At 70.4% G+C, this 16617-nt stretch carries 15 protein-coding genes and 1 pseudogene; 3 read left to right on the top strand and 13 right to left on the bottom strand.

The window, feature by feature from the left end:
• Positions 1-194: 194 nt before the first annotated feature.
• From QM582_RS17065 to QM582_RS17050, 4 genes are all read right to left on the bottom strand, one after another.
• Positions 195-1058, bottom strand: a complete 864-nt coding sequence (locus QM582_RS17065; protein WP_415086407.1) for a CHAD domain-containing protein — start codon at positions 1056-1058, stop codon at positions 195-197.
• Complete coding sequence (locus QM582_RS17060; RefSeq protein ID WP_415086405.1) at positions 1055-1702, bottom strand: hypothetical protein; 648 nt, start codon at positions 1700-1702, stop codon at positions 1055-1057. Before QM582_RS17060 ends, QM582_RS17065 begins: the two co-directional genes overlap by 4 nt.
• Positions 1703-1745: 43 nt before the next feature.
• Entirely contained in the window at positions 1746-5264 is a 3519-nt protein-coding gene (gene dnaE / locus QM582_RS17055; protein ID WP_415086403.1) for a DNA polymerase III subunit alpha, read from the bottom strand.
• A 160-nt stretch (positions 5265-5424) separates the two neighbouring features.
• Positions 5425-6558, bottom strand: coding sequence for a trans-sulfuration enzyme family protein (locus QM582_RS17050; RefSeq protein WP_415086401.1), 1134 nt, complete (start codon positions 6556-6558; stop codon positions 5425-5427).
• A gap of 109 nt (positions 6559-6667) precedes the next feature.
• Here QM582_RS17050 and rocF point away from each other — a divergent pair, with 109 nt between their 5' ends.
• The 3 genes from rocF to QM582_RS17035 all read left to right on the top strand — a co-directional run bounded on the left by rocF (position 6668) and on the right by QM582_RS17035 (position 10150).
• Positions 6668-7597: an arginase gene (rocF, locus tag QM582_RS17045; protein ID WP_415086399.1), complete on the top strand. Its 930-nt coding sequence runs from the start codon at positions 6668-6670 to the stop codon at positions 7595-7597.
• A complete protein-coding gene (locus QM582_RS17040; RefSeq protein WP_415086397.1) occupies positions 7578-8462 on the top strand; it encodes a 3-methyladenine DNA glycosylase in 885 nt (294 codons plus the stop codon). Before rocF ends, QM582_RS17040 begins: the two co-directional genes overlap by 20 nt.
• A gap of 89 nt (positions 8463-8551) precedes the next feature.
• A complete protein-coding gene (locus QM582_RS17035) occupies positions 8552-10150 on the top strand; it encodes an alpha/beta hydrolase (protein WP_415086396.1) in 1599 nt (532 codons plus the stop codon).
• A gap of 101 nt (positions 10151-10251) precedes the next feature.
• On the opposite strand, the gene QM582_RS17030 is transcribed toward QM582_RS17035, so the two are convergent.
• The 9 genes and pseudogenes from QM582_RS17030 to QM582_RS16990 form a co-directional block, all read right to left on the bottom strand.
• Positions 10252-12207: an alpha/beta fold hydrolase gene (locus QM582_RS17030; protein WP_415086394.1), complete on the bottom strand. Its 1956-nt coding sequence runs from the start codon at positions 12205-12207 to the stop codon at positions 10252-10254.
• A gap of 9 nt (positions 12208-12216) precedes the next feature.
• Positions 12217-14046 (bottom strand): ABC transporter ATP-binding protein, encoded by a 1830-nt coding sequence (locus QM582_RS17025; protein ID WP_415086392.1) that lies wholly within the window; start codon positions 14044-14046, stop codon positions 12217-12219.
• Positions 14047-14245: 199 nt separating this feature from the next.
• Positions 14246-14389, bottom strand: coding sequence for a hypothetical protein (locus QM582_RS17020; protein WP_415086391.1), 144 nt, complete (start codon positions 14387-14389; stop codon positions 14246-14248).
• 42 nt (positions 14390-14431) lie between these two features.
• A complete protein-coding gene (locus QM582_RS17015; protein WP_415086390.1) occupies positions 14432-14557 on the bottom strand; it encodes a hypothetical protein in 126 nt (41 codons plus the stop codon).
• A 352-nt stretch (positions 14558-14909) separates the two neighbouring features.
• Positions 14910-15035: a hypothetical protein gene (locus QM582_RS17010; RefSeq protein ID WP_415086388.1), complete on the bottom strand. Its 126-nt coding sequence runs from the start codon at positions 15033-15035 to the stop codon at positions 14910-14912.
• A gap of 37 nt (positions 15036-15072) precedes the next feature.
• Entirely contained in the window at positions 15073-15201 is a 129-nt protein-coding gene (locus QM582_RS17005; RefSeq protein ID WP_415086387.1) for a hypothetical protein, read from the bottom strand.
• Positions 15202-15246: 45 nt separating this feature from the next.
• Positions 15247-15372 (bottom strand): hypothetical protein, encoded by a 126-nt coding sequence (locus QM582_RS17000; RefSeq protein ID WP_415086386.1) that lies wholly within the window; start codon positions 15370-15372, stop codon positions 15247-15249.
• Between the two features lie 46 nt (positions 15373-15418).
• Positions 15419-15544 (bottom strand): hypothetical protein, encoded by a 126-nt coding sequence (locus tag QM582_RS16995; protein WP_415086384.1) that lies wholly within the window; start codon positions 15542-15544, stop codon positions 15419-15421.
• Positions 15545-15737: 193 nt separating this feature from the next.
• Positions 15738-16617: pseudogene (locus QM582_RS16990) on the bottom strand (hypothetical protein); the annotation flags it as partial.

Raw genomic sequence — 16617 nt, 5'->3', positions numbered from 1 at the left:
TCACCATCGGCGGCCACACGCTCGACGCCCACCCAGCGATCGACGCAGACACCCGCGACATCCTCAACGCCCTGGGGCACTAAAGAGGTCCAACTCAGGCCTAACTATTTCGGGCTCGCCGAGTTCGGCGAGCCCGAAATAGTTAGGCGAGCGGTCGGTGTGGTTGGGGGGCGACAAGATCAACCACCGGGTGACTACGGCAGCGGTAGCGCGAGCGCCGCGCGCAGGGCGGCGCGTCCGGCACCCAGTGAGGCTTCGCGGAGCCCGAGTTCCAGCGCGATCAGCGCCAGATAGCCCTCGGGGGACTCGCCGTCGGCGCGGGCCCGGACCGCCTCGGTGGCCAGGTAGGCCTCGGCGACCACGGTGTCCTGGTGCTCGCCCAGCGCCTCGGTGACCTGCTCCCAGGCCTCGGCCAGGGTTCGCGCCGGGTCGCCGAAGGCCGGGACCAGCGCCTCCGAGCAGTACCGGGCGGCCTTCGCCGCCTTGCGCACCTCGTGCCAGCGATGCGGATCCTCGCCGCTCTCCGCGGCCCGTTCGTTCAGCCGGCGGACCCGCTCGACGGCCTGCCCGAGCAGTTCCGGCAGCGCCTCGGCGCCCAGCGAGCCGGCCGAGGCGCGCACCGGCGGGTCGGCGACGAACGCCGCCAGCCGCTCCCGCAGCTCCGCATAGCGCGGCGTGTCCATCGACTCCAGCAGGGACGCGTGGGCCCGGGCGTGGGTGTCGTCCAGGGCCGCCGACAGCCGCTCCGCCACCGATCCGGACGCCTGCTCGGCCGGCAGCGTGGCCAGCGCCGTCAGCAGTCGTTCCTTGAGCACCTCGGCGTCCCGGGGCGCGCCGAGGTGGTCGGCGTGCCAGGCCAGCTCGTCGCGCAGGGCGCGGACCTGGCCGCGTTTGAACACGGTGGCGAAGGTGCGCAGCGCGCTGCGCGACCGACGGGTGGCGACCCGGCTGCGGTGCACGGCGTCGGGACCGTCGACCCGGACGTCGTCGGCCCGGGAGGCGATCACCTCGGCCTGGGTGCGCAGGTAGTCGACGACCACCGCGGCAGCACTGGTCACTGGTTGCCCGCCTTCTCCTCGGTGCGGACGATGCCCAGTTCGTCCACCACCTCACGGTGTTCCGGCTCGGGCGCCTTGGCCAACCGGCTGCGCCGTCGCGGCTGCCGCGGGACCGCCTCGTCGTCCGGACCGAGCGCGGAGCCCAGCAGGATAGGGGTCACGGCGGCGAAGGCCCAGACCGCCAGCGCGGACGGCGAGCGCAGCGCCAGCGCGATCGGCACCGTCTCGCCGGGCTTGGCGACCGCCAGCCGCTCATCGAACGGGGCGCCGCCGAACAGCTGCCCGAGCTGCCAGCAGACCACGCCGGCCAGCAGCCCGAACCCGGCGGCCAGGAAGGCCGAGGGCCAGCCGATGTTCTTGAACCGCCGCCAGCTGATCACGCCCAGCACGGCCCCCACCACGACGCCGATCACCACGAACCAGGCGTCGCCGGCGAAGAACTCGGTGAGCGCGCGTTCGCTGACCGTGGCGGAGCCGTCGCCCTGCACCACGTAGCCGGGCAGCCGCACCACCAGCCGCCACAACACGGCCGCGAGAATCCCGGCGATCACCGCGAACCCGGCGCCGATCAGGACCGCGGTCCGGCCGTCGCGGCGTTCCGGCGTCGCCGGTTCCTCGACGACGGGGGACGGGACGCTGCTCACGTCCCCCACCCTAACGGTCCGGGACGGTGCGGCGGCGGCATCGTCATACGCTCACGCAGGACGGCCCGAGCAGCGCCTTCAGGTCGGCCATCAGCGGTGGGGAGGGCATCACCCGCAGCGTCTCCTCCAGCTTCCACACCGTGGTGCGGTTGCTGGACGTGGTGAGCCGGACCCGCACCTCGGTGGCGCCGGGGTGGTTGGTCAGCACGGTGCGCAGCTGCTGGACGACGGCCGGGGTGCAGCGGGCCGCCGGCAGCGAGATCACCACCGGCCCGGAGGGGCCCTCGGAGACGTCCGGGAAGGTGACGTCGGTGGCCCGGATCTCGACGCCCTCGTCCTTGCCGACCACCCGGCCCTTGATCCGGACGATGGTGTCGGTGGCCAGCGACAGGGCGACCGTGTTGTAGACCTTCGGGAACAGCAGCACCTCGATCGAGGCGTCCAGGTCCTCGACGGTCAGGATGGCCCACAGGTCGCCGTTCTTGGTCTGCTTGCGGGTGACCTGGGTGATCATCCCGGCGATCGTGGTCTGGATGTCGCGGGGGCCGTCCTCGGCCATGATCTGGCCGACGGAATGGTCGCGGTTGGCCAGCAGCACGTGCTCCAGCCCGAGCAGCGGATGGTCGGAGACGTACAGGCCGAGCATCTCCCGCTCGAAGGCGAGCCGGATCCGCTTCTCCCACTCCTCGACCTGCGGGATCGGGGAGCTGACCAGCGCCTCTCCCCCGCCGAAGTCGCCGAACAGGTCGTCTTGGCCGTTGGCCTGGTTGCGCTTCAGGTCGATCACCTCGTCGACCTTCTGCTCGTAGCACTCCATCAGCGCCCGCCGGGTGTGCCCCAGCGAATCGAACGCGCCGGCCTTGATCAGCGACTCGATCACCCGCTTGTTGCACACCACCAGCGGCACGTTGTCGAGGAATTCGTTGAAGTCGGACGCCTTGCCGTTGGTTTCACGGCCCTCGACGATGCCCTTCACCACGTTGTCGCCGACGTTGCGGATGGCGCCCAGGCCGTAGCGGATGTCGCTGCCGACCGGGGTGAACATGCCGTCGGACTCGTTGACGTCGGGCGGCAGCACCTTGATGCCCATCCGGCGGCATTCGGCCAGGTAGATCGCGGATTTGTCCTTGTCGTCCTTCACCGACTGCAGCAGCGCCGCCATGTATTCGGCCGGATAGTTGGCCTTCAGGTAGGCGGTCCAGTACGAGATCAGCCCGTAGGCGGCGGTGTGGGCCTTGTTGAAGGCGTAGTCGGAGAAGGGCACCAGGATGTCCCAGAGCGCTTTGATGGCGGCCGCGGAGAAGCCGTTGGCCTGCATACCGGATTCGAAGTTGACGAATTCGGCGTCCAGCACCTCCTTCTTCTTCTTGCCCATGGCCCGGCGCAGCTGGTCGGCCGCTCCGAGGGTGTAGTTGGCCACCTTCACCGCGATCTGCTGCACCTGCTCCTGGTAGACGATCAGGCCGTAGGTGAGGTCGAGGATCTCCGACAGCGGTTCGGCCAGCTCGGGATGGATGGCGCTGATCGGCTGCTTGCCGGTCTTGCGCAGCGCGTAGTTGGTGTGGCTGTTGGCGCCCATCGGGCCGGGCCGGTACAGCGCCAGCGCCGCGGAGATGTCCTCGAAGTTGTCCGGCTGCATCTGCCGCAGCAGCACCCGCATGCCGGAGCCGTCCAGCTGGAAGATGCCGAGGGTGTCGCCGGAGGCCAGCAGCTGGTACGTCTTGGCGTCGGTGGGGTCCTTGCTGAGCTCGTCCAGGTCGAGGTCGATGCCCCGGTTCGCCTTCACGTTGGCGATGGCGTCGTCCAGGATGGTCAGGTTGCGCAGCCCCAGGAAGTCCATCTTGACCAGGCCCAGCGACTCGCAGCTGGGGTAGTCGAACTGGGTGATGATCTGGCCGTCGGATTCCCGCTTCATGATCGGGATGACGTCCAGCAGCGGCGCCGACGACATGATCACGCCGGCCGCGTGCACGCCCCACTGCCGCTTCAGGCCCTCGATGCCCATGGCGGTGTCGACGACCTCTTTCACCTCGGGGTCGGATTCGTACAGGGCGCGGAACTCGCCGCCCTCGGCGTACCGGGCGTGCTGCGGGTTGAACACCTCGGGCAGCGGGACGTCCTTGCCCATCACCGGCGGGGTGTAGGCCTTGGTGATCCGCTCCCCCAGCCCGAACGGCTTGCCCAGCACGCGTCCGGCATCCTTGATCGCCTGCTTGGCCTTGATGGTGCCGTAGGTGACGATCTGGCAGACGTGGTCGTCGCCGTAGCGTTCGGTGACGTAGCGGATCACCTCGCCCCGCCGACGCTCGTCGAAGTCGATGTCGAAGTCGGGCATCGAGGGACGCTCGGGGTTCAGGAAGCGTTCGAAGATCAGGCCGTGCGGGACCGGGTCGAGGTCGGTGATCCGCAATGCGTAGGCGCACATCGAACCGGCGCCGGAACCGCGGCCCGGGCCGACCCGGATGCCGTTGTTCTTGGCCCAGTTGATGAAGTCGGCGACCACCAAGAAATATCCCGAATATCCTTTTCCGGCGATGACGCCCATTTCGAATTCGGCTTGTTTGGTGGCGTATTCGGGAACTCCTCCCGGGAATCGACGCTCCAACCCGCGGCGGACCTCTTTGGCGAACCAGGACTCCTCGGTCTCGCCGGCCGGCACCGGGAAGCGGGCCATGAAGGTGCCGGTGCCCTCGTCGAAATGGGTCTCGCAGCGCTCGGCGATGGCCAGGGTGTTGTCGCAGGCCTCGGGCAGCTCGCGCCAGATCTCGCGCATCTCGGCCGGGCTCTTCAGGTAGTAGCCGTTGCCGTCGAATTTGAACCGGTTCGGGGTGTCCCGGTTCGAGCCGGACGACACGCACAGCAGGGTGTCGTGGGCGTCGGCGTCGTTGGCGTGCACGTAGTGCAGGTCGTTGGTGGCCACCAGCGGCAGCTTCAGGTCCTTGGCGAGCCGCAGCAGGTCGTGCCGGACCCGGCGCTCGATGTCGAGGCCGTGGTCCATCAGCTCGCAGTAGAAGTTGCCGGCGCCGAAGATGTCGCGGAACTCGGCGGCCGATTCGACCGCCCGGTCGTACTGGCCGAGCCGCAGGTAGGTCTGCACCTCGCCGGACGGGCAGCCGGTGGTGGCCAGCAGCCCCTTGGCGTAGCGGTTCAGCAGTTCCCGGTCGGCGCGCGGCTTGTAGAAGAAGCCCTCCAGCGAGCTCAGCGAGCTGAGCCGGAACAGGTTGTGCATGCCGTCGGAGTTCTGCGCCCACATGGTCATGTGGGTGTAGGCGCCCTTGGACGCCACGTCGTCGCCGGTGCCGTCGCCGAACTGGACCCGCTTGCGTTCGCTGCGGTGGGTCTTCGGGGTGAGGTAGGCCTCCAGCCCGATGATCGGCTTCACCGCGCTGCCCTTGGCCACCTTGTACCACTCGTAGGCGCCGAACAGGTTGCCGTGGTCGGTGACCGCGAGCGCCGGCATGCCCATCTGCTCGCAGCCCTTGACCAGATCCTTCAGCCGCGCCGCCCCGTCCAGCATCGAGTACTCGGAGTGGCAATGCAGGTGCACGAACCCATCGGCCATCGGCGGTTTCGACCTCCAAGAGTCTGTGGTGGACCGGGCGGATCGCCAGGGGGAAGTCCAGCGGAGAGCCCTACCCTAACCCCGCTCGACGACGGTTCCGGACGCCACCCGGCACCGCCGCAGTAGCTTCGGCGTGTCGCTCACCGCGCTGACCTGTCGGTCACACCGCGTCCAGCGCCTGGCGCAGGTCGGCCCAGAGGTCCTCGACGTCCTCGAGTCCGACCGAGAGCCGCAGCAGGTTCTCCGGGACCGAGGCCGGTTCGGACGGGATCCGCCGGCGCCGCTCGATCAGCGACTCGACGCCGCCCAGGCTGGTCGCCGGGACCCACAGCCGGACGGCCTCGACCACCGCTTGCGCGGCCGCCTGGCCACCGGCGATCTCGATCGCCAGCATGGCCCCGAAGCCGCGCATCTGGGCTTGTGCCACCGCATGACCGGGGTCGTCCGGCAGGCCGGGATAGCGCACCGTCGCCACCGCCGGATGCCCGGCCAGCCGAGAAGCCAGGATCCCGGCGCTGGCCTGCGAGCGCTCCAGCCGCACCGACAGGGTGCGCAGCCCGCGCAACGCCAGCCAGGTCTCCATCGGTCCCGGGATCGAGCCCTGCATGGTGCGGTACTGCCGCACCTGCTGAGTCAGTTCCGGATCGGCGGCCACCACCACGCCCAGCAGCACGTCGGAGTGCCCGGACAGGTACTTGGTGGCCGAGTGCATCACCACGTCCGCCCCGAGTGCCAGCGGATTCTGCAGCAGCGGGGTGGCGAAGGTGTTGTCCACGCCGACCCGGACGCCGGCCTGCTTCGCCGCCGCACACAGCGCCCGCAGGTCGGCGATCTGCAGCAGCGGATTCGTCGGCGACTCCAGCAGCAGCCAGTCGGCGCCGGGCAGGGCAGCCACGACGGCGGCGGTGTCGGAGGCGTCCACGGTGGTCAACCGGAACCGTCCGGCGGCCGCCCGTTCGGTGGCCAGCGCCAGCATGGTGTTGTAGCAGGTGTCGGCCATCACCAGCCGGCCACCGTCGGGCACCTGCTCCAGGATCGCCGTTCCGGCCGCCATCCCGGACGGGAAGGCGACGGCTCCCTGCGGCGCGCCCTCCAGGGTGCCGACCGCCTCCTCGAAGAGCTTCCAGGTGGCGTTGTCGGCCCGGGCGTACATCGACTCGCCGAAGCCGTACGGACCCCACGACACGTAGGTCGAGGAGAACTCGATGTCGGGACTGACCGGGGTGCCGGGGGCGCGTCCGGGCCGACCGGTGACGACGGCAAGGGTGGCGGGGCTGAGCCCTTCGTGGGACATCGAATCTCCATTCACTCGGTGTCGAGAGACTATCGTTGGTGAAAGACTTGCCGCGCAACCCGCCTCATGTCAGCATTCTTGCTGACAAAGACGGCGAAGGGAACGAAATATGCGTAGGGTCAGTCTGATCGGGGTGCCGACCGACATTGGCGCGTCCACCATCGGATGCCGGATGGGTCCTCAGGGTCTGAGGGTGGCCGGAATCACCGAGGCGCTCCAGGCGTTCGGCTGTGAGGTCCGCGACGTCGGCGACCTGAGCGGCCCCGACAACCCCGTGCTGCCCCCGGTGAACGGCTACCGGCACCTCGACGAAGTGGTGGCCTGGAACCGGGCCGTCTACGACGCGGTCGGGGCGGAACTGGCCGACGGCCGGCTGCCGATCATGCTGGGCGGCGACCACTGCCTGGCGATCGGGTCCATCGCCGCGATCGCCGACCACTGCCGCAAGGCCGGCAAGAAGCTCCGGGTGATCTGGGTGGACGCCCACGCCGACTTCAACACCGCCGAACTCACCCCGTCGGGCAACATCCACGGCATGCCGGTGGCCTGCCTGACCGGGCACGGCCCCGACGAACTGACCCGGATCGGCGACAACTACCCGGCGATGGACGCCGGTGAGATCCGGCAGATCGGGCTGCGCAGCGTGGACGCCGGTGAGAAGAAGTTCCTGAACGAGCAGGGCGTCGAGGTCTTCGACATGCGTTTCCTGGACGAGATCGGCATGCGGGCCACCATGGAGCGGGCCCTGGACGGCGTCGACGAGAGTACTCATCTGCATCTCTCCCTCGACCTCGACTTCGTCGACCCGGCGATCGCGCCCGGCGTCGGCACCCCGGTGCAGGGCGGACCGACCTACCGGGAGGCGCATCTGTGCATGGAGATGCTGGCCGACACCGGACGGCTGGCCTCGATCGACCTGGTCGAGCTCAACCCGGCCCTCGACCTGCGCAACACCACCGCGGCGCTCGCGGTCGACCTGATCGAGTCGCTGTTCGGCAAGAGCACCCTGCTGAGGCTGCATGAGAGCGTCGCCGACTGAAACCGAGCTGCCCGAAGCCGTCTGGCGTCCGCTGGCCGCACGGCACCGGGAGCGCGTCGCGGCCTGGACCGAACCCAGGCTGCGGCGCCGCTCCCGCGGCGAGCGGCACCCGGTCGAGGACTTCCTCTGGGAGTACTACTCCTACTCCCCCAAGGCGCTGAGCAGCTGGCATCCCGGGTGGGGCGTCACCCTCACCGGCGACGTCGCCGAGTTCGCCGGCGTCCGCGGCTTCGTGGTGGACGGCGACCGGGCCTGGGTCGACCCGGAACTGCCCGGACGCCGGGCCGACCAGGTGCGCTGGATCCGCGAACTGCTGGCCGCCACCGACAGCCGTCCGGCCCGGCTGGGCTGCTTCGGCCTGCACGAGTGGGCGATGGTCTACCGCAGCCGCCCGGACCAGGTCCGGCACACCCAGCTGCCGCTGCGGCTCGGCTCGGCCGGCACCGACGCGGTCGTCGAGAACCACCGGATCGCCTGCAGCCACTACGACGCGTACCGGTTCTTCACCCCGGACGCCGTCGAGCGCAACACGCTGCGGCCCACCCTGGCCGACCGCACCCGCAACGAGCAGCCGGGCTGCCTGCACGCCCAGATGGACGTCTACAAGTGGGCGCACAAACTCGCCCCGTTCACCCCGGCCGAGCTGGTCGCCGACTGCTTCGCGCTGGCCGCCGAGATCCGGGAGCTGGACATGCGCGCCTCGCCCTACGACCTGACCGCCTGGGGCTGCTCCCCGGTCGCCATCGAGACGGCGTCCGGCAAGGCCGAGTACATCGCCGCGCAGCGCGGCTTCGGCGAGCGGGCGAGCGGGTTGCGGCAGCGACTGATCCAGGTCTGCGACGGGGTGCTGGCCGAGCCCGAGTAGTTCCCCGAACGGACACTCTGGCCGAAAGTCCGTGGCGTCCGGACGCGTTGGACGTTGGGCTGGGAGTTCCCCTTCCGGAAGGACTGTCCATGCATCCATCGATCCGAAAACTCCTGCTGGTGGCGCTCACCGTGTGCCTGCTGCCGCTGGCCGGAGCCCCTGCCCATGCCGCCGACCGCACCTCCGCCCAGGAGCGCGCCCGGGTGGACGCGGTGCCCACCCCGGCGCTGCGCTGGGAGCCTTGTGAGCAGGGCGAATGCGCCCGCGTCCGGCTGCCGCTCGACTACGACCGGCCCAACGGCGAGACCGTCGAGGTGGCGCTGAGCCGGCTGCCGGCGCGCGACCAGGCCCGGCGGATCGGCAGCCTGTTCCTGAACCCGGGCGGTCCGGGAGCCTCCGGGAAGGACTTCCCGCAGCGCGCCGCGGCCTGGCTCGGACCTGACGTGCTGGACCGGTTCGACCTGATCGGGATGGATCCGCGCGGCACCAACGACAGCACCAACAGCCGCTGCTTCCGCTCGACCAAGCGCCTGGACCGGGTCACCGGCACCCTGATCGGCACCCTGTTCCCGGTCACCAAGGCCGAGGAGCGGCGCTTCACCCAGGCCGCCGCCACCCTGTCCCAGGCCTGCTCCCGGCCGGGCCGGAAACTGGAGAAGGCGATGTCCACCGCCCAGGTGGCGCGGGACATGGACGTGCTGCGCCGCGCGGTCGGCGACGACAAGCTGAGCTTCCTCGGCTTCTCCTACGGCACCTACCTCGGCCAGGTCTACGCGAACCTGTTCCCGGACCGGGTCCGGGCGATCGTCATCGACGGCGTGGTCGACCCGCGGGCCTGGGTCGGCAAGCCGGCCACCGCCGCCACCCCGGTGTCGGTGCGGATGGACTCGGCCGCCGCGTCCTCGGCCGCGCTCGACGAACTGCTGCGCCGCTGTGCCGCGAACGCGGACTGCCCGCTGGCCTCGCCGAAGGCCGACTTCGCCCGGGTCGCCAACGGGCTGCGGGCCAAGCCGGTGGTGCTGGAGGATCCGGACAACGGGCCGCTGACCATCACCTACCAGATGTTCATCACCACGGTGCTGTACGCGCTCTACAGCGAGGAGGGCGCGGAGTCGATCCCGTACCTGACCGCGACGCTGCAGCAGCTGCAGGTGCCGAACCTGGCGCTCGCGCTGAACCGGACGCTGAGCGGCGCCTACCGGCGTACCGCGGCCCGGGCCACCGAACGGGTCGGCGACTACTTCAACGAGGTCGAGCAGGTGCCGATCGTGCTGTGCAGCGACAGCCGCAACCCGCGTTCGCTGGCGACCTGGTCCCGGCTGGCGGACGCCGAGGACGCCCGGGCGTCCTGGTTCGGCCGGCACTGGCTGTGGGGTTCGGTGTACTGCGCCGGTGAGGTGTGGACCGCCTACGACGAGGACGCCTACCGCGGCCGGTTCGACGCGGTCACCGCGAACCCGGTCCTGGTGGTCGGCAACTACCACGACCCGGCCACCAACTACGCCGCCGCCAAGGCGGTGGCCGGGCTGATCCCGCGCAGCCGGCTGCTCAGCAGCAACAACTGGGGCCACACCGCCTACGGCGTCTCGGCCTGCGCCACCGGTCACGTGGACCGCTACCTGATCAGCGGCACCCTGCCCCGGGCCGGAACGGTGTGCAGCGACGGCAAGCAGCCGTTCAGCGGCTGAGCGCATTCGGCGACACCGAAAGCCGGGCCCATCCCCTCAGGGATGGGCCCGGTTCTCGGTGTGGTCTCCGGCGACCCAGGTCGCTCCCGCCGGGACCGGAATCAGGCCGCCGGACGCCCGCGGCGCCGGTCGAGGGCCGCGGTGGTCCAGTCCACCAGGGCCGTCCTCGGCATCCCGGCACCCCAGCAGTCGTGGGCACCCAGCGGATCGAACCAGAGCTCGGCCGGGCCGCCGAGCGCCCGGTAGCGCAGGAACCACTTCAGGCCCTGCCGCGGGTTCACCCGGACGTCGCAGGCGGACACGATCACCAGGGCTTCGGCGCCGTGCGCGGTGCTCAGGTTCTCCACCGGCGACACCCGGCGCAGCGTCTCCAGGTCGTTCACGTTGCGGCGCGGGTCGCCCCACTCGTCCTGGTCGCTGGCCCTGGTCTGGGTGTCCTCCCGCAGCAGGCTGGTCAGCGGGTCGACGAAGCCGTTCACGATGATGCAGGCGTCCACCTCGTCCGGGCAGATGTTGATCGTGGTGGCCGAGAGGAAGCCGCCCGCCGAGGCGCCGAGGGCGACGATCTCGGTGGCGGTGACCCGGCCCTGGCCGGCCCGCAGGTGGCGGATGGCGGCGACCGTGTCGGCCAGCGACCGGTCCCGTTTCGCCCGGGTGCCGGCCAGGTGGCGCTGCTCCGGCCCGCCCCCGCGGACGTGCGGGGTGGCGACCGCGAAGCCGCGCTCCAGCCAGCAGCTCAGGTCGGGGTCGCTGTCCAGGTCGAGATCCAGGCCGTAGGCGCCGTAGAGCATCAGGATCACCGGCCCGGTGAACCGCTCCCCCGCCGAACTGGCCCAGCGGATGTCCATGTCGAACCCGTAGCCGTCGTCGGAGACGCAGCGCTCCCGGGCCGCCCGGGCCACGCCGGTGGCCTGCCGGGCCGCCTCGGCGGGGTCGTTGCGGCAGTCGCCGTCGTTGTCGAAGTACCAGTCGAACGGCGGCAGCCCGCCGCTCATCTCCAGCGCGGCGAAACCGACCGCCGGCGTCACCTGGTTGGCCCGCAGGTCGAGCAGGCCGGGCACGTTGAGCAGCGCCTCGCGTCCGGACGAGAACCCCTCGATGCCGATCCGGTGCAGGGTCTCCTCGCCGTCCCGGCTGACCCGGACGACGGCGTAGCCGGTGCCGGAGGTGATCTCCCGGGCACGGCCGATGCCGGTCGCGCAGGCCCAGCTGCGCAGGATCTGGCCGTTCTCGATGCTGCTGGCCTGCAGCGTCCAGGAACCGTCGCCGTTGAACAGCTGGACCAGCACCGGACGGCCGTCCAGCAGGGCCACGTCGAACAGGCTGGGGTCGTGCGGGCTGCCGGGCACGTGGATCGGCCGCGGCGGGTCCTGGTGCAGATCGACCAGGTCCCAGACCCGTTCGGAGCGGATGCCGCGGCTCAGCTTGAAGAACCGGCGCACCGAACAGGGCTTGATGCCCAGTCCGCCGTCGGCGGAGTAGGCGATCTCGGTGCGGGAGCCTTCGAACGCGTCGGCGTCCGCACTGGCCACCACCGCCCGCTGGCCGCCCCGGATCTCCCGGTCGGGCTCGATGAAGGCCAGCCGGCCGCCGTCGTCCAGCAGACTGACGTCGGGGTAGACCCCCTTGACGATCAACCGCCGGGCCGGCCGGCCCTCCGCGGCGTCGTAGAGCAACGCCACGTAGGCCTCGCGCTCCGGCCGGCGCAGCACGCTCACCCAGCGCCGGCCGCTGCCGTCGATGTCGGCGCGGGCGGTCATCCAGCCGGCCAGGTCGTCGGAGTCGTCGTCGATCCGGATCGGTGGACGGCCGTCCGAGGCCCGCGGGGTGAGCGGGTCCGGGACGAACGTCCCCCACAGCCGGCCCTCCCGGTCGGGTTCCAGGCGCAGCCAGGCGTCGCCCAACGGGATCAGCTGGAATCCGCCCCCCGGATCCGGCTCGGGACCGGCCGCGCCGTCCGGCGGAGCCCCCAGCTCCAGGCCGTTGGCGGCGAGTTCGGCGAGCAGGCGATCGTGATCGATGTCGTCCACCCAGGCGAGATCCGGCGATGACTCCACGAGGCCCTCCTACTGCGCGATCAGGGAACGGAACAGGCGGGAGCGGGCCGCTACGTCGGCCGGCCGGCCGTTCTCGACCAGGCGGCCCTGGTCCATCACCAGCACCTGGTCGGCCCAGTCGGTGCCGAATCGGCCGTGGCCGGCGGCGAGGGTGGTGATGTCGCCCATGGTGGAGCGGATCAGCTCCATGATCTGCACCCGGTTGAGCACGTCCAGGCCGGAGGTGATCTCGTCCAGCAGCAGCATCCGGGGTTTCCGCAGCAGGGTGCGGGCGATGGCCAGACGTTGCCGTTCGCCACCCGAGAAGGCGTAGGCCGACTCGCCGACCGGGGCGTCCAGGCCCTCGGAGCGGTCGCGGATCGTCTCCAGCAGGCCGACCTGGTCGACCATCGCCCAGCACTCGTCGTCGCTGATGTCGTCGCGGCCGAGCAGCAGGTTGTCCCGCACGGTGCCGGCGAACAGCGGGCAGGCCTGCTCGATGTAGCCGACCTGGCTGCGGTAGACGTCCTCGTCGCGGGTCTGCAGCGGGATGCCGTCGATCAGGATCAGGCCCTGGCTGGGCACCAGGAAGCGCTCCATCAGGGCGAGGATGGTGGACTTGCCGGAGCCCGAGGTGCCGGTCAGCACCACCCAGGAGCCCTTCTCGATGTCGAACGACACGTCGCTGATCGCGTGTTCGCGGGTGCCCTGCCCGGACTGGGCGTAGCGCACCGACACGTTGCGGAAGCTGATCTCGCCCTCGATTACGTCGGGATCGGGCTTCGGTTCCCGCTCGTAGGCCTCGAGTTCGAGGGCCGCCCGCTGCTGCGGGGTGAGCTCCAGCACCGGCAGCTGCGCGGTGACCGAGCGCAGCTCGACCAGCCGGGCCAGCGCGCCCAGGGTCTCGGCCATCAGCATCACGGTCTCGGTGGAGCCGGCGATCGGGCCGATCAGCATCATCGTGTACAGGAAGAACGCCACCAGGGAGTCCACCGGCAGCGCGCCGGACTGCACCCGCACGAACGCGATCAGCACAATCGCCAGCAGGGTGGTCTGGACCAGGCCGGAGACCAGCGGTTCCATGAACGCCTGGGCCCGCGCGGACCGGTTGGACGCGTCCTGCAGCCGCTGGCTGGTGCCGGCCAGACGTCCCATCGCGAACCTGTTGGCGACGAACGCCCGAATGGTCAGCACGGCGTCCAGGGCCCGGGTGACCTCGGCCACGTAGGCGCCCTGAGCCTCCTGGCGTTCGAACGAGATGCCGGTCAGCCGGTTGGACGCGATCACGATCACGGCGAACGTCAGCACGCACAGCCCGACCGCGGAGACGGTCAGGATGGGGTCGATCACCAGCATCTGGGCCAGCGAGCCGAACACCAGCACCAGGCTGCCGAGCGCCTGGATCGGCCCGCGGGTGAAGACGTCGCCCATCTTCTCGGAGTCGATCGAGCAGCGCGACACCAGGTCGGCGGCGGGATGCTCGACCAGCTTCTCGGCCGGCACCTTGAGCGCGATGGCGGCGGATTCGTCACGGAACCGGCGGACCAGCAGGTTGCCGGAGTAGGCGACCACCAGGTTCACCCCGGCGGTCAGCAGCGAGGACAGCAGCGCGGCGCCGACCAGCAGGGCGCCGATCAGTGCCAGCCGTTCCATGTCCATGCTCTGCAGGGCGGTGACCATGGTCCCGGTCAGGGCCGGCTGGGCGAGTGCGGCCAGCGAGGCGATCACGGTGCCGACGAAGGCGACCACCATGGCGCGCCGGTCGGACCGCAGGATCACCAGCAGGCGCTTGAGCGGATGGGCGGGCGGATCGGCCAGCAGCTCGCCGATCCGGTCGGCCTCACGGAGTTGCGTGGCCATCTGCGGTCACCTTTCTCTGCGGGTGGGTTGGGGGTGGAGTTGATGGCCGGTTGGCCGGGGCGGGTTCACTTCCGGCCAATCTCGTGGCACGATGGAACCAGTTCAGGGAGTTCGCTCCGATCGGATAGGCGCCGATCGGCGCGGCTCCCTCTTCTTCGTCGTGGGCGGGCGATGGCCGGGTGGGCCGTCGCGGGGCGGATCAGCGGCGGCGGCCCAGCATCTGGCAGAGCAGGTAGCTGACTCCGCTGTGGTGGCACTGCAGGTAGCTGACCATCGAGACCTTCTCGTCGCCCGGGGTGGGCAGCGGCTCGTCGTCGGACTGCAGGTTCAGGATCTCGGCCATCATCGGCTCCTCGGTGGTCGGACGGGGTGGACGCGGGGCCGGCTACCAGCGCCAGCACCAGGCCTGGCTGCGGTTGGAGTTGTGGCAGGCCAGGTAGGACACGTTGGACGCCTTCTCCTCGTCCGGCGAGTCGGGCTCGTGGCATTGAAGATCGACCACATCGGCCATGGCGGGCACCTCTTTCTGGTTGGTTCGGGATTATTCCCCCGATTCGTTCGCCGGAATTCATTCCGGTGGATATCTGCCGAAGGAACGGCGTTTTCGTGGTTCCCAGTCAAGTCTGTCGAATCGTCGCGGTCAACGGCATCCGGCCGGGCCTGCCCGATGGTTAGCGGGCTCTGGCCGGGTGGAAATCCGCCGCCCGGAACGGATCGCAGAGTGCGCGTCGGAAATACTTGGGCCCGGACGTGCCACCGCCGCCACCCGCGAATGCGGAGTGACGGCGGTGGTCGGCTGGGACCTCTCCCCTGGCCGGCCGGCTAGATAGGCGCTGTCCGGATCGGTCGGGGATCGGATGGGTTCACCACTTCCAGCAGAAGTACTCGCTGCGATACGAGTTCCGGCAGAATGCGTTGGAGACGTTCGACGCCTTCTCCTCCTTGGGAGTGTCGATCTCGCCGTCCTGCAGGTCGATGATGTCGGCCATGGTGTTCACCTCCTTCCGGGGGTGGGCTGGACCGTGCTCACTGCTTCACGAAGCAGAGGGCGACGGAGATGTAGGAGTTGCGGCACCAGCGCAGGCTGATGTTGGACTTCTTCTCCTCCTGGGGAGCCTCCTGCGGCTGTTCCTGCATGCTCAGGATCTCGGCCATGTTGTTCACCTCCTCTGTGCTGGCTGGGGAATGGCGGGGTGCGGGTCACTTGACGAAGCACGCCACGAAGGACTTGTAGCTCTTGTGGCACGCGAGGATGGACCAATTCGACGCCTTCTCCTCTTCGGGCGTGTTGTCGAACGCGTCCTGCAGGCTCAGGATGTCGGCCATTGTGTTTCACCTCCTCGGTGGATAGTGGGGACGGCGGAATGCCGGCTCAGTTGGCCAGGCAGAACGCGAACGACCGGTAGCTGTTGTGGCAGAAGCCCCAGCTCTGGTGCGATGCCTTCTCCTCCTTGGGCACGTCGGGGTGCTCCTCCTGCAGGTTCAGGATCTCGGCCATGGTGATCACCTCCTTCTCGGGTCTGGTCGTGGCTCGCGTGCCCCTGCGCGATGCGGCAGCAGGAGACGCGGGGTTCGGGGGTCAGCAGGCGATGCTGAGCCGGCTGGCCAGCGTGCAGGCGTAGACGCTGTTGGTCGACCGGTACAGGTCCGCCGGGGTCTCGACCAGGTCGGCGTCCTGCAGTTCGAGGGCGTCAGCCATGACGGCTCACCTCGACCAGCAGCTCCTCCGGGGTCAGGCCGTCGGCGGCCGGCACCGGCAGGCTGTTGAGCAGCGCGGCGCTGGGCGCCGACAGCGGCAGCCAGTCGAACGGCCGCCGATGCTGGACGCAGTGCAGGCCGAGCGCCACGCCGGCGGCGCCGGTGGCCAGGTCGGAACTGAGCCGCAGGAAGCCGTCGCCGGCGCTGAACCCCATGCCGTCGCGGTGCAGCAGCGTGTCCAGCAGCAAGTCCCGCTGGCGGGCCACTTCGCCGGCCTGCTCGTCGCCGGCCGCCGACAGCACCGCCATCACCCCGGCCCGGCCGTGGTCGAGGCCGGGATAGACGTAGAAGTCGGCGGAGCAGGCCCGGGCGAAGGCGGTGCGCTGATCGTCGTCGAGCAACCGCTGCCGGGAGAGCCGTTCGGCCACCTGGACGACCGCCCAGACCCCGGCGCTCCCCCACTCGATGTAGGGCAGCGCGCGGTTGTTGTCCACGTCCCGGACCATCATGTCGCCGTCGGCGGTGACGAAACAGACCCCGACCTCGTCGGCCAGGCGTTCGATCGCCCGGTCCAGCGGACGCGGATCGCCGGTAGCCAGGTGGGCGGCGATGTCGGTCAGCGCCAGCCCGGTCAGGCCGAAGTGCAGTCCCCGGCGGTGGGTCAGCGAGGCCAGCCCCGAGCCGCCGTCCCGCAGGCTGCGGTGCAGCCGCTGGTAGCCGCCCTGCACCCGGGCCAGCAGCTCGTCGTCGCCGGCCGCCCGGGCCACCTCGAAGCCGGCCAGCAGCACGCCGGCCTGTCCGCCGAACAGGTCCAGCCGGTGCCGGGCCTGGGCACCCGCCAGCGCCCGGCCGGCCGCGGCGGCGGCGTCCTCG

Origin of the sequence: Micropruina sp. (assembly GCF_047607385.1) — a bacterium.
Taxonomy (GTDB): Bacteria; Actinomycetota; Actinomycetes; order Propionibacteriales; family Propionibacteriaceae; genus Micropruina.
The sequence above is the reverse complement of the archived record's forward strand: the minus strand, read 5'-3'. Positions and strand labels throughout refer to the sequence as shown.